This window comes from Thalassospira sp. B30-1 (genome assembly GCF_015767575.1).
Taxonomy (GTDB): Bacteria; Pseudomonadota; Alphaproteobacteria; order Rhodospirillales; family Thalassospiraceae; genus Thalassospira; species Thalassospira xiamenensis.
In genome coordinates this window covers 1,742,674-1,755,136 of record NZ_CP065232.1, presented here as the reverse complement: position 1 = coordinate 1,755,136, position 12,463 = coordinate 1,742,674, and the positions used below count along the sequence as shown (strand labels likewise).

Genomic DNA, 12,463 nt, shown 5'->3' with positions numbered 1-12,463 from the left:
TTGCTGTGAACAGCCCACCGGGGCACCAGTTCAATGCTGCACACAGCAAAACACCCGCCCGGGCAAAGCCGTTAGGCGGGTGTTGTTGATCAGCCGGATAATGGCGGTTTATCCCACCACCCGGTACCGGGCGTGTGGGGCGGGGCTTGCCGTAATCGACGGATCGATCTTCGGCAAAACCCCGCCTTCCTCCGCGCCTGTATATTCTGTCAAATCCTTGCTTTGGGCGTCGGTGTCGTTCATCGCCATCATGCGCGCGCTTTCAAAAAAGCGAAGACCGCGCTTTTCAAGAACATAAAGCGTTTCCGCCCCCCACGGCCCGGACCAGACCAGCCCCGAGAGGGTTTCCATTTCGCGTTCGATCCGGGTCGGTGAAATCGGCCGACCAAGGCATGTGGTCAGCAAAAACGAAAGTTCCGCTGCCGTCACGCCGTCTTCGCAGCATTCCTCGGCCAGAACCGCCATCACGGCCATTGTCACCACCCGAAGAGAAACCTTGCCGGTTTCAATCCCCGGAAAGCGGCTTTGCTGCAGGCTGACGATATCATTGGCGATGCGATCAACGCCCCCACGGATCACATATCGCCCACGCCAGACCCTGCAGCTTGCCCGTACTTCCCATTCCCGCATTTTGTCCCCGCCTGTTTTCTTGTCCCACGTCAATAATGATACATTACCAATACATAACGTCAACCATTTTATCGGCTTTTTGTATCATTTAATACAGGCGTCACGAAACCACTGATATCCGGTTCCGGTCGCGGCAAATCCCCCGTCCTCGTCGACCGGTTCGATATAGCCCCGCGTGATTGCGGTATGAAAATCGCGACCGAAATTCTTTGGCATGCGCAGATGTTCCTGCCGCCGCAGCAACCGCCGGATATCGTCGCGCGTCACAAAGCTCCGCCCGTCGCGGTAATGCAGCCAGATCGCCGCAATCAGGATGGTTTCGGCAAAACCGCGCGGCTGCAGCCGGGCAATCAGATCGCCCAGATTGCCAATATATCCAATCAGGAAGTTCGCCGGATCAATCGCATCCGTTGCGCCTTCACCAACAATAGCCGGGTGTGCCGATGAAAGAACCGGGCCGGATCGACCCGCCCGCGCCGTTACAGGGAATTGCCCGCCAGCAGGCATTTTCCGCGAAGAGCCTTCAGGCCCGACTGTCGAAGATGGGGCAGACGAAGATGATGCCGCAAGGGACATAGCAGGAGATATAGCAGGCGATATAGCAGAGGACATCGAAGCCCCCGAAGAAGCTGCCCCATGATCAACCGCACCGCCCCCTTGCGCCGCCCCCGCCCGCAAACTGGTCGGAGAACCAAACAGGGCCGCCATCACCAAAGGCAGGCGCGCAGGCGGGATCGCACACTCAAGATCCACCGGCCCGAAATCACCTTCGCCCGTCAATTTGACATGAATAACAGCAGCCAAGTTTCTTTCACCCCCAATTTGGGCCAAGGGGATACCATACATTTCGTACATATATCAACATTAATCCCGAAAATATGTATCACTTTATACAAACGTCACATTCACAAAAACTCCTCGACAAACCAAGCCTTCGCGCAGCACCATGATTTCACTGCAAGATTTCAGACCGCACCGTCACCGTAACCTTGCCCCACCCCGTCAAGGGCACGTTCGCCGCCGCCCCGATTTTGGCGGCAATCTGACGGTCGCATGATCTGATCGCCACCAAAGATGCCACCAAGCATGGAGGAGTCTGTGACCCGCCTTTTGTTTCGCGAAGACGCCTATCGCCAGAACTGCGACGCCAAAATCATGTCGATTTCCGACCGCGGCATCGAACTGGACCAGACCGTGTTTTACGCCACCGCCGGTGGCCAGACCGGGGATGTCGGCGTGCTTAAAACTGCGGATGGTCGCGCCCTGCCGGTCGCAACCACGATCAAGGACCGCGACAGCGGCAAAATCCTGCATATCATCGCCGAGGGTCACGACCTGCCCGCAATCGGCGATACCATCACGGCCGAACTGGATTGGGAAACCCGCCACCGCCTGATGCGCTTTCACACCTGCCTGCATTTGCTGTGCGCGATTGTCGAGGGCGACGTCACAGGCGGCAATATCGCCGCCCACAAGGCGCGGCTTGACTTCAACCTGCCCGACGAAGCGCCTGACAAGGATGAATTGACCACACGGCTGAACGAACTGATCGCACGCAATGCCGAGGTCTATGACGGTGAAATCAGCGTGGCGGAACTTAAAGCCAATCCGGAACTGGTTCGCACCATGTCGGTACAGCCGCCAATGGATGGCAACAGCATCCGCACCGTCACGATAGAGGGCATCGATTATCAGCCCTGCGGCGGAACGCATGTCAAAAGTACGGCCGAAATCGGCAGGGTTCTGGTTGCCAAGATCGAAAAGAAAGGCCGCCAGAACCGCCGCATCAATATCGTCTTTGATGAATGAATTCCCCGGAAACGCGCAATCGGCATATCCCCGAATTCAGTCGGGATATTGCCATGCGCTTTCAGGACGGATAGAAATTAAAACAAGAAACATTTGAATTTGACGTTACAGATCTGCGGAAACGCCCCGGATCGCGCAATACCCACCATTGCAAACCGGAGTCTCTTTGATGACCAACCCAACTTCCGACGCACTGGTTTCCACCCAGTGGCTTGCGGATCACCTTGATGCACCCGACGTTCGCGTCGTCGATGCCAGCTGGTACATGCCCGCCCAGAACAAAAATGCGCGCGAGATTTATAACGCGCAGCACATTCCGGGCGCGGTATTCTTTGATATTGACGAAATCGCCGCCGACGATAGTGCCCCCCTTCCCCACATGATGCCCGACGCAATCAAATTTTCGGCCAAGGTCCGCAAACTTGGCCTTGGCGATGGTGTCCGCATCGTGGTCTACGGCCAGACGGGGTCCGCCCTTGCAGCCTGCCGGGTATGGTGGATGCTGCGCCATTTCGGGCATCACGATGTCGCCGTGCTTGATGGCGGCCTGCCGAAATGGCTGGCGGAAAAACGCCCGGTGACCGATGCACCAACCCCGCCGCGCGAACGCCATTTCACCGCACGCGCCAACAGCTTCCTTTTGCGCGAATATGATCAGGTGCTGGCAAACGTCAAAAGCAAACGCGAACAGCTGGTCGATGCCCGCGCAACCGAACGCTTCACCGGCGATGCCGACGAACCCTGGGGCAAGGCTGGCCATGTGCCGGGTTCCTATAACCTGCCGTTTGACAGGCTCCTGAATGCTGACGGCACCTTCAAGGATGCCGATGCCATTCGCACCGCTTTCCACGATGCAGGCGTCAATCTGGATAAATCGGTTGTCACATCCTGCGGCTCGGGCGTGACCGCCTGCGTGCTCGCCCTTGGTGCCTATATTGCGGGCAAAAAGGAAGTCGCGGTTTATGACGGCTCCTGGGCCGAATGGGCAAGCACCGAGGGAAGCCCGGTCGACAAAGGCCCGGCATAACACGGCGCACAAAAGATATGAAAACGCCCGGCTCCCCTACCCTGTCCCCCGCCGATGCCGCCCGATATGACGCGGTCGGCACAGGTGACAAAGCCAAGGATCCGGGCGTTTTTCTTGAAAGACTGCAATCACCGACCACCCACGACATCGCCGCCATCGGCGACCTCTGGCATAAATCCGGGTTGACCGGACCGGGCCATGATGCCGGTCGTGACCTCGCCACATGTCTGAATTCCGGGCGCGGCAGCGTGATTTTGGCGCGAACGGCAAAAGACGCTACAATCATCGGCACAATCATGGCCGGTCATGACGGTGAAAGTGGCTGGGTTCATTATCTTGCCGTATCGCACGATGCGCGCGGCACCGGCCTTGGATCGGGTCTTCTGGCCCTGGCCGAGGATATCCTTGCCGCCACCGGCCTTGCTGTAAACAAGGTCACCGTCACAGACCCGGCAGTGCATGATTTTTATCGCAAGCTCGGTTATGAAATTGTCGAAACCGTCCCACGAACCAACACGCAAATATCTGAAATCGGCACCGATTTTGTGGTTATGCGAAAAAGGCTGAAGTCATGAGTGCATCCAACCCGCGCAAGCTGGAAGTCGTCATCACCTTCCTTGAAATGCTTGATCCGCCAGATCGCCCTGCGGCAACCATCCCGCCGGGCAAGGTCGCCATCGTGCGCGCCGAAAACCCCACCCTGTCCTTTTATCGCTACCTTTATGATACGGTCGGCGAGCCGTGGCTGTGGTGGTTCCGCCGCCTCATGGGTGATGACGAACTTGCCGAAATTCTGGCCCGCCCCGAAACCCACGTTTACGTTTTATATGTCGGCGGCGTCCCGGCCGGGTTTGCCGAACTTGACCTGACCGATCTTGAAGAAACCGGCGTGATCGACCTGCATTATATGGGCCTGATCCCCGATTTCATCGGCAAGGGTTATGGCAAATACCTTCTGAACTGGGCGATTGACACCGCCTGGGGCCTTAAACCGCAACGCATAACAGTCAATACATGTTCGCTCGATCATCCAAGTGCTTTGGGGGCTTACCAGAAGGCAGGCTTTGGTGTATACGACCAGCGAACAGATATTGTTGACGATCCGCGTGATACCGGCCTGATCCCGGCCATCGACCATCATGTTGATCATGATGCCGGTGCCGATCACGGCAAAAAAGCCGAAAGGTCGCAGGAAAATGAAAATTCCGGCACTTTGATCGTTGACTTTCCCGACCGCGCACGTTAACAAGCGCGCCTGAGTTTACCCAAGCCAGAGGATGATGACCCATGGCAGTGCCAAAGAAAAAAGTGACCAAGTCCCGTCAGGGCATGCGTCGCTCGCATGACAAGCTCGCCAAGGGCTCGTACCGCGAAGACAAAGAAACCGGCGAACTGCATCGCCCGCACCACATTGATCCGAACACCGGTATGTACCGTGGTCGTCAGGTGGTAGAGCCGAAGATGTAATTCCGCACCGGAGGGCTTTGGCTCTTTGGCGGTTTGCGACGCTACAAGTTTCCACGCCATCCGTTTTTCGGATGGCGTTTGGTTTAAAAAAGGACGAAGCCCAGCGGTTTCGTCCTTTTTTATTTGATCACGCCATCCCGTCCGAACCGGTACCGCAAATCACGACCCCAATCTTGCCGGGGTTTTCAACACCCAGCCGGTCAGAAGCCACTGCGGCAATCCCGGCAGCCGCCGAAAGCTCCACGGCAATTCCCAATTCCCGCCAAAGCCAGCGTGCCGCATCGCGCATTTCATCATCGCTGACCAGAACGATCCGGTCGACATTCCTGCCAATCAGATCAACATTCAACGCCGATGACTGACGCGGCGCCAGACTGGTGGCCGCTGTATTCACACTTGGCAATGTCGCGACCTCGTTATGCTTGAGGCTCTCGAACAAGGTCGGGGCACCGGTCGGCTCGACCCCGATCACCCGGATCGATGGCCGCAAAAGCTTGGCCGCTGTCGCCACCCCTGAAATCAGCCCGCCACCGCCAATCGCCACCACCAGCGTATCAAGGTCGGCCTGCTGTTCAAGCATCTCAAGCGCAATCGTGCCCTGCCCTGCAATCACCTTGGGGTCGGCAAAGGGATGGATATAGGCCATGCCGCTTTCACGCGCATGATCCATCGCCGCCCGGTTGGCATCATCCCAGACCGCACCGATCAGGACCACATCAACACCCTGCTTGCGCAGTTTTTCGACCTTGGGCTTTGGTGTATTGGTTGGCAGGAATATCTTGACCGGAACCCCCAGCACACGGGCCGCATTGATCACCCCCATGCCATGATTGCCACCCGATGCCGTGCAAAGCCCAATCGCGCGTTTATCCTCGTCAAGGGCAAGGGCGGCATTCATCGCGCCGCGTGCCTTGAACGAACCCGATATCTGCATGTTTTCAAGCTTCAGATACAAATCCGGAATATGATCCCGGTCGGGGAAAACCGACTTGTCGCCATAAATACCGGCGGCAAATACCGGCGTCAGGCGCATGTGATCGGAAATGGCACGACGCGCGGCGCGAAAATCCTGAAGTTCAAGCACGGGGCCTCCTGCAAGTCGGATAGTGTTAAACGGGCTTTACCTGTTGTAACGCGGCCCGGAACCGGACGCGAGGCATAAGGCTTGAAATATCGCAAAATGCCGGTTTCACAACTCTTTGCGGTGAAAAAACCTTGAACCCGATGATCTGAAATGCTTTGAGTTATAGAAGAAATTCAAGGCCCCGCGCGTCGTCGCATCGTCACCCCCGACGCATCCAAGGAGAAAAGCCACCCATGTCAGGTCACCGCCCCCAAAAGCCCGCAACCCAACTGGTCCATGCCGGACGTCGATCCAGCGAATATCACGGCGTGGTCAACCCGCCGGTTCTTCATGCATCAACCATCCTGTTTGAAAGCCTGGCCGACCTTGAAAAGGCCGGCTCATCCGCACCGGGCAAGGTGACCTATGGGCGGCACGGAACCCCGACACGCTTCCTGCTCGAAGAAGCCGTGGCCGAGCTTGAAGGCGGCTTTGGCACCCTATGCGTATCATCCGGTGTGGCGGCAATCACCAATGCGATCCTCGCCTTTGTCAAACCGGGCGATCATATTCTGGTCACCGACAGCACCTATTACCCGACGCGCAGTCTGTGCAATACCTTCCTCAAACGCTTTGGCGTTGAAACCGAATATTACGATCCGGCCATCGGCGGCGATATCGCGGGGCTCATTCGCGACAATACCGCCTTTGTCTGGTGCGAAAGCCCCGGCTCGCTGACCTTTGAAATGCAGGATATCCCGGCGATTTCGGCAGCGGCCCGTGCACGCGGGGTCAAGGTATTGCTTGATAACACCTGGGCATCGCCGCTTCTGTGCCGCCCGTTTGATATGGGGGTTGATGTATCGGTGCAGGCTGGCACTAAATACATCGTCGGTCATTCCGACGTCATGCTGGGCACGATCACCACCGCCACCGAAGAAGACCTTCTGACGATTAAAAAACAGATCATCATATCGGGCGATGCGGTTGGTCCCGATGATTGCTATCTCGCACAACGCGGGCTTCGCACCCTTGGCGTGCGCCTGCGCCAGCATCATGAAAGCGGCATCAAGGTCGCCCAATGGCTGCAAACCCGCCCGGAGGTCAAACGCGTCCTGCACCCGGCCCTGCCCGATGATCCGGGCCATGCCATCTGGAAACGCGACTTCACCGGCGCATCGGGCCTGTTTTCCTTTATCCTGAAACCGGTCACAAAGCCGCAGCTTGCCAATATGGTCGATCATATGGACCTGTTTGGCATGGGATTTAGCTGGGGCGGCTTCGAAAGCCTGATCCTGCCGTCCGATCCGAAAAACATCCGCACCGCAACCAAATGGGACGAAGACGGCCAACTGATCCGCCTTCATGTCGGCCTTGAAGACACCGACGACCTGATCGCCGATCTGGAAGCAGGTCTTGCCCGTCTGGCAAAAGACTAAGATATCCCGCAGTCAAACGCAAAAGGGCGCCCGAATTATTTCGGCGCCCTTTTTGCAGAATCATCCTATACCCACGCAAAAAGCAAAGAGGCCACAACCACCGCCGAAAGAATCACACGCAAATTGCCATACCATTCCGGCAAAGAACCGATCCTGACCATAAACAGATCAATCAGAAGCATTGCGGCAAAACTCGCCGCCAGGATCGGCAGCGCGATAAATCTTGGCACCAGCAACGCACCCCACCCGAATAGCGACGGTGTCACACTGATCGCAAGCGGCACCCACAAGGTTTTATCCTCAAGTCGGCCATGCTCTGGCGGTACAATCGCTCTTCCCCAGTGCACACCCCCCAAAAAGGAAAGAATCACCGCCCCGTAAGCCATCAACGAAAACTGCGCATAAGACTGATGAGCTGGCGATAAGAACTCGCCCCCAAATGAGAGCACCATGAAAGGTATGGCGCCCGTCAACCCGAACCAGCGCGCAGCAGGTGGAATAACCGCAAAAAATCCATCCCTCCTGATCGCGCGAATTGAACCGGGTTGCTGCGGTGAATTGGTTGCGTCTTCCATGACGAGCTCCGTTTGGGCGTAAGATGCTCGTTCTACGTTATTTTATCCCTGACTGATCACCCCAGCACGCCTGGAAACGGCGCAGAATGGGAACCATCATCGCGCTCAGGACAAACAGCCCCGCCGCCGAAATCACGATGCTTGGCCGCACCAATCGCCATCTGTTCGGGCGTTCTGGCAAAAAACCGCGCCCAGGCCGCCGGAATGCTTCCCGCAGCCGCGATTTCCGGCCCGGAACGAATATCAGGCGGTCGAAGGCTCCTTGCGTTTGACCGCCTTTTCGATGATTTCCTCGCTCCACTGGTTAAGGCTTTTACCCGCCAGCTCTGCGGCAATCGCTGCCTTCCGGTGAATATCGGGACTGACCCGCAGCATCATCTTGCCGGAATAAGGTTTTTGCGGCGTCTTGCCCGTCTTGGTACAAGTCTCAAGATAATCGTCTACCGCCTCGTAAAAGGCTTCCTTCAAATCCGCAACCGTATCGGCATGAAATCCGACACGATCCCGAATACCGGCAATATGGCCGACGAAAATCTCGTCATCGGAATCAAATTCGACACGCGCCATATAACCTTTGTAAGTCATTGCATTCATGGCGTTACTCCTGCGCGGATCAGAAAATCACGCATAGGGAAAAACTGCGACCAAGCTTCTTCTGTGCTTGCCCACCATACTATCATGATGTGATAGAAAATTAAGAGGTCTTGGCTTTCAGGATATGCTCAAAATCTTTTAGGGCTGCGGCGGCTGTCGCCAGCGGCTCTTCACCGCACCCGATTGCGATTGTCTCGCCCATGGCATCGGTGATGATCCGGATTGCCTTGTTCTTGCCGCTGACCTGCGCCAAGGGATCGGAATTCGGATAAGCCCTGACACCGACACGCGCAGAAATCGTCCCATTATCCGCACATTCCAGACTGCCGACAAGTTTGGGAACAAGGCCCTCCGCCCGCCACGCATCAATCCGGTCTGCGGTAACGCCGTGAATGCCCTCGACAACAAGGTCATCCATCGCAAGCTCCGCCCCCAGCCCAAAATTGGCAAGAAGCAACAGCTTGCATGCCGTGTCCCAGCCTTCGGTATCGTTGCGCGTATCAGCTTCGGCAAAGCCGCCTTTTTGCGCCTCTTTCAGGGCGGCGTCAAAGCCCACACCTTTCGAGATCATCGCATCGAGAAGGAAATTGGTCGTGGCATTCAAAATACCCTCGACACTCAAAACCCGGCACCCGGTCAGGCTATGCTCAACAAGATCAATGGTCGGCAGGGCCGCGGCACTTGCACCGCTAAGCTTTAAAATGGCCCCCGATACCTTCGCCAGATCGCGCAATTCCCGTCCGCTATGGACCAGCGCGCCCTTGGAAATCACAATCGTGTCCCGACCGACTGACAGGGCCGAATGAATATAGGCAAGCCCCGGACCGCCCGTGCGGAAATCACTGGGACCGGCCTCAATCAGGACATCTGCCCCGGACGTACTGATAAAGTCCGGCCCGCTCAAACCCGGTTCCAGCGCATCAAACTGATCGGCATCAAGCCCGTTTGCATCAAACAGGCCCGAACGCGATCCGCACACCACCACCAGACGCACATCTGCACCGTAAAGGCTGCGGTAATGTGCCCGCCGTGCCAAAAGCAGATTTGCCGTGGCACGACCAACGCCACCAAAACCCGCAATCGCAACCCTGATCACCCGCATATTGTTCGTCCTTGTTTCATACCTGACAGCGCATTTTTATTCGCCCTGCCCGTAATCCAAACATTACCGATACCGGATTATCCCCGCAAACGCCGAATCACGGGGGATGCCATCCCGACCAGCAGGAACAACCCCGCTGCCGAAATCACGATGCTGGGCCCCGCCGGGCTGTCGATATGCCACGAAAGGCTGATCCCCGCCATGACCGATGCCGCGCCAAACACGGCCGCACCAATCGCCATCTGTTCGGGTGTTCTGGCAAAAAACCGTGCACTGGCGGCGGGCACGATCAAAAGGGCGGTGATCAGAAGAACCCCGACAATCTTGATCGCCATGCCGATCACAAGCGCCATCAGCAGCATGAAAACCAGACGCAGCCTCTCGACCGGAATGCTTTCGGCCGCGGCAATTTCCGGGCTGACGGTAAGGGCGAGTAATGGCCGCCACATCCAGACCAGAACGGCCAGTGCCAATCCACCGCCCAGCCCCAAAAGCCAGATATCGGCAACATTGACCGCCAGAATATCGCCAAACAGATAGGCCATCAGGTCAACCGCAATCCCCTGCACAAAGGCAAGGGCGACCATGCCTAGCGCCAGCGTCGAATGCGCAAGCATCCCCAGAACCGTATCACTGCCAAGGCGGCTTTGGCGTTGACCGATGGCAAGGATAAGGGCGGCGGCAAGGCAGGTGGCAATCATCCCGATCCGGACATCCACCCCGACCAGAAGCCCGAGTGCCACACCCAGCAACGCCGAATGCGCCAGCGTATCGCCAAAAAACGCCATCCGCCGCCAGACGATAAACGCCCCGAACGGCCCGCAGACAAATGCCAGCAAAATCCCGCCGATCACCGCACGGGTCAGAAAATCATCCATCATTGCGGCCGCCATATCCGATCTTTTTCGTCGATTTCTTCTTCATGATGATGATGTCCATGCGCGCATCCCGGCCCATGAACATGGCTCGACCCGTGATGATGGCCATGATGATGACCATGATCATGCCCGCCCTCGACAATATGCCCGGCAAGATCATGTTCGTGATCATGCGCATGGGTATAAATGCCAATCGCATCCGCCGCCTGATTGCCAAACAACGACCGGTATTCAGGATGCTGGCGCACGGTTTCAGGGATGCCCGAACAACAGACATGCCGGTTAAAGCACACCACCTGATCGGTCTTTGCCATCACCAGATGCAGATCATGCGATATCATCAGAACCGCACAGTTAAGTTCCGCCCGGATATCATCGATCAGTCGGTAAAGCTCCGCCTGCCCGGTCACATCCACACCCTGGGTCGGCTCGTCAAGCACCAGCAATTCCGGGCGCAGCAACAATGTCCGCGCCAGCATCACGCGCTGCGTCTCGCCGCCTGAAAGGCTGCTCATCTGAGTATCGATCACATGGCTTGCACCGACCTGATCCAGAACCTTCTGGCAGTCGCTGCGCGATGCCGACCGGGTGAGCGTCAGGAACCGCTTCACCGTCATCGGCAAAACCTGATCAATCGCAAGCTTTTGCGGCACATAACCAATACGAAGGCCCGGCTTGCGGGTGACTTCGCCCTGATCGGCCTGCTGAAGCCCAAGAAGGGTTTTGACCAATGTTGATTTGCCCGCCCCGTTCGGCCCGATCAGGGTCATGATCTCGCCCGCCTTGATCGAAAGCGTGACGTTATCAAGCACCCGTTCATTGCCAAACGAAAGGATCAGCCCCCGCCCTTCAATGAGTGGTGCAGTCATGGCACAGGCCCTTGATTTCAACAGTGGTGGCTTCGATTTTAAATCCGACCTGTCTCGCCGCCTTGCGGACCGCGATGCTCACATCCTCATCCACCGTTTCGGCAACCCGGCCACATCGGGTGCAAATGAAATACTGCCCCAGATGATCGCAATCAGGCTGATCACAGCCGAAATAGGCATTAAGCGATTCAATACGATGCACCAGCCCAAGATCAGTCAGGAATTCCAGCGCCCGATAAACCGTGGGCGGCTGCACCCGCTGCCCCTCGGCCTGAAGCGCATCCAGCAGCTCATAGGCCGTCACCGCCTTGTGCGATTGCCAGATCAGGCTGAACACCTTGCGGCGCATATCGGTAAAACGCGCATTTTCCGCCTCGCAGACTTTCTCTGCCTGCGCGATTGCGCTATCGATACATCTGTCGTGATCGTGGCCCTTTTTCGGGAAAAGATCGGTCATGTCGCACATCCGAAGTCACGCCGGGCGATTTGCATTAATCTGCAAAAAGCCATGGCACAGGGTGATATGTTATAATATATCATTTCTTGACGTGACTGCCGCGAAAAGTCAACAACCATCGACCGGAGCCTTCGATGACCGAGACCACAACTGCCGCCAATTCAAAGATTGCCGACAAACTGAAATTCAATGAAAGCGGCCTGATCCCGGCAATCGCCCAGCAGCATGACAGTGGCGAGGTCCTGATGATGGCCTGGATGAACCGCGATGCGGTAATCGAAACGCTTGAAACCGGCCGGGTCTGCTATTACTCGCGCTCGCGCGGCAAGCTCTGGCGCAAGGGTGAAAGCTCCGGCCAGGTACAGAAACTGATCGATTTCCGCTATGACTGCGATCAGGACACGGTTCTGATACAGGTCGATCAGCTTGGCGTTGCCTGCCACACCGGGCGTCGCAACTGTTTCTATTTCGCCGCCCGCGATGGCGAGGAAGTGGTGATTTCCCAACCCGAAATCGCCGTCGAAGACCTTTACGGCAAAAAGTAAGCATCAGA

Annotated in this window: 16 protein-coding genes; 7 read left to right on the top strand and 9 right to left on the bottom strand. The window is 56.9% G+C overall.

Annotated elements, in window-relative coordinates; genetic code table 11:
- Positions 1-108: 108 nt before the first annotated feature.
- On the bottom strand, positions 109-630 hold the full coding sequence (locus tag IT971_RS08465; RefSeq protein ID WP_063092878.1) for a hypothetical protein: 522 nt from the start codon (positions 628-630) through the stop codon (positions 109-111).
- 84 nt (positions 631-714) lie between these two features.
- Complete coding sequence (locus tag IT971_RS08460; protein WP_139190022.1) at positions 715-1,434, bottom strand: hypothetical protein; 720 nt, start codon at positions 1,432-1,434, stop codon at positions 715-717.
- 294 nt (positions 1,435-1,728) lie between these two features.
- Between IT971_RS08460 and IT971_RS08455 the strand changes: the two genes are divergently transcribed.
- The 5 genes from IT971_RS08455 (at position 1,729) to rpmF (ending at position 4,933) form a co-directional block, all read left to right on the top strand.
- A complete protein-coding gene (locus tag IT971_RS08455) occupies positions 1,729-2,439 on the top strand; it encodes an alanyl-tRNA editing protein (protein ID WP_082822705.1) in 711 nt (236 codons plus the stop codon).
- Between the two features lie 169 nt (positions 2,440-2,608).
- A complete protein-coding gene (locus IT971_RS08450) occupies positions 2,609-3,466 on the top strand; it encodes a sulfurtransferase (RefSeq protein ID WP_063092875.1) in 858 nt (285 codons plus the stop codon).
- 17 nt (positions 3,467-3,483) lie between these two features.
- Entirely contained in the window at positions 3,484-4,041 is a 558-nt protein-coding gene (locus IT971_RS08445) for a GNAT family N-acetyltransferase (RefSeq protein ID WP_063092874.1), read from the top strand.
- The gene (locus tag IT971_RS08440) at positions 4,038-4,712 is read left to right on the top strand and encodes a GNAT family N-acetyltransferase (protein WP_037991650.1); all 675 of its coding nucleotides are present in this window, start codon (positions 4,038-4,040) and stop codon (positions 4,710-4,712) included. Before IT971_RS08445 ends, IT971_RS08440 begins: the two co-directional genes overlap by 4 nt.
- A 41-nt stretch (positions 4,713-4,753) precedes the next feature.
- Positions 4,754-4,933: a 50S ribosomal protein L32 gene (rpmF, locus tag IT971_RS08435; protein ID WP_007090029.1), complete on the top strand. Its 180-nt coding sequence runs from the start codon at positions 4,754-4,756 to the stop codon at positions 4,931-4,933.
- 127 nt (positions 4,934-5,060) lie between these two features.
- On the opposite strand, the gene IT971_RS08430 is transcribed toward rpmF, so the two are convergent.
- A complete protein-coding gene (locus IT971_RS08430) occupies positions 5,061-6,017 on the bottom strand; it encodes a threonine/serine dehydratase (RefSeq protein WP_063092873.1) in 957 nt (318 codons plus the stop codon).
- Positions 6,018-6,250: 233 nt separating this feature from the next.
- Here IT971_RS08430 and metC point away from each other — a divergent pair, with 233 nt between their 5' ends.
- Positions 6,251-7,435, top strand: a complete 1,185-nt coding sequence (gene metC, locus IT971_RS08425) for a cystathionine beta-lyase (RefSeq protein ID WP_063092872.1) — start codon at positions 6,251-6,253, stop codon at positions 7,433-7,435.
- A 65-nt stretch (positions 7,436-7,500) separates the two neighbouring features.
- On the opposite strand, the gene IT971_RS08420 is transcribed toward metC, so the two are convergent.
- From IT971_RS08420 to IT971_RS08395, 6 genes are all read right to left on the bottom strand, one after another.
- On the bottom strand, positions 7,501-8,010 hold the full coding sequence (locus tag IT971_RS08420; protein WP_063092871.1) for a DUF3429 domain-containing protein: 510 nt from the start codon (positions 8,008-8,010) through the stop codon (positions 7,501-7,503).
- 243 nt (positions 8,011-8,253) lie between these two features.
- A complete protein-coding gene (locus tag IT971_RS08415; protein ID WP_037992300.1) occupies positions 8,254-8,604 on the bottom strand; it encodes a type II toxin-antitoxin system HicB family antitoxin in 351 nt (116 codons plus the stop codon).
- Between the two features lie 100 nt (positions 8,605-8,704).
- A complete protein-coding gene (locus IT971_RS08410; RefSeq protein ID WP_063092870.1) occupies positions 8,705-9,706 on the bottom strand; it encodes a homoserine dehydrogenase in 1,002 nt (333 codons plus the stop codon).
- Between the two features lie 77 nt (positions 9,707-9,783).
- Positions 9,784-10,587, bottom strand: a complete 804-nt coding sequence (locus tag IT971_RS08405) for a metal ABC transporter permease (protein WP_223305067.1) — start codon at positions 10,585-10,587, stop codon at positions 9,784-9,786.
- Positions 10,584-11,453: a zinc ABC transporter ATP-binding protein ZnuC gene (gene znuC / locus IT971_RS08400; protein ID WP_063092868.1), complete on the bottom strand. Its 870-nt coding sequence runs from the start codon at positions 11,451-11,453 to the stop codon at positions 10,584-10,586. Before znuC ends, IT971_RS08405 begins: the two co-directional genes overlap by 4 nt.
- A complete protein-coding gene (locus IT971_RS08395) occupies positions 11,434-11,910 on the bottom strand; it encodes a Fur family transcriptional regulator (protein ID WP_051682109.1) in 477 nt (158 codons plus the stop codon). The genes znuC and IT971_RS08395 overlap by 20 nt, the downstream gene beginning before the upstream one ends.
- A gap of 134 nt (positions 11,911-12,044) precedes the next feature.
- Between IT971_RS08395 and hisI the strand changes: the two genes are divergently transcribed.
- Entirely contained in the window at positions 12,045-12,455 is a 411-nt protein-coding gene (hisI, locus tag IT971_RS08390) for a phosphoribosyl-AMP cyclohydrolase (RefSeq protein WP_063092866.1), read from the top strand.
- The last annotated feature ends 8 nt before the right edge of the window (positions 12,456-12,463 follow it).

Coding starts and splice junctions, on each gene's coding strand:
- IT971_RS08465 (WP_063092878.1), bottom strand. CDS start 630: ATGCGGGAATGGGAAGTACGGGCAAGCTGCAGGGTCTGGCGTGGGCGA.
- IT971_RS08450 (WP_063092875.1), top strand. CDS start 2,609: ATGACCAACCCAACTTCCGACGCACTGGTTTCCACCCAGTGGCTTGCG.
- IT971_RS08445 (WP_063092874.1), top strand. CDS start 3,484: ATGAAAACGCCCGGCTCCCCTACCCTGTCCCCCGCCGATGCCGCCCGA.
- IT971_RS08440 (WP_037991650.1), top strand. CDS start 4,038: ATGAGTGCATCCAACCCGCGCAAGCTGGAAGTCGTCATCACCTTCCTT.
- rpmF (WP_007090029.1), top strand. CDS start 4,754: ATGGCAGTGCCAAAGAAAAAAGTGACCAAGTCCCGTCAGGGCATGCGT.
- metC (WP_063092872.1), top strand. CDS start 6,251: ATGTCAGGTCACCGCCCCCAAAAGCCCGCAACCCAACTGGTCCATGCC.
- IT971_RS08420 (WP_063092871.1), bottom strand. CDS start 8,010: ATGGAAGACGCAACCAATTCACCGCAGCAACCCGGTTCAATTCGCGCG.
- IT971_RS08415 (WP_037992300.1), bottom strand. CDS start 8,604: ATGAATGCAATGACTTACAAAGGTTATATGGCGCGTGTCGAATTTGAT.
- IT971_RS08410 (WP_063092870.1), bottom strand. CDS start 9,706: ATGCGGGTGATCAGGGTTGCGATTGCGGGTTTTGGTGGCGTTGGTCGT.
- IT971_RS08405 (WP_223305067.1), bottom strand. CDS start 10,587: ATGATGGATGATTTTCTGACCCGTGCGGTGATCGGCGGGATTTTGCTG.
- znuC (WP_063092868.1), bottom strand. CDS start 11,453: ATGACTGCACCACTCATTGAAGGGCGGGGGCTGATCCTTTCGTTTGGC.
- IT971_RS08395 (WP_051682109.1), bottom strand. CDS start 11,910: ATGACCGATCTTTTCCCGAAAAAGGGCCACGATCACGACAGATGTATC.
- hisI (WP_063092866.1), top strand. CDS start 12,045: ATGACCGAGACCACAACTGCCGCCAATTCAAAGATTGCCGACAAACTG.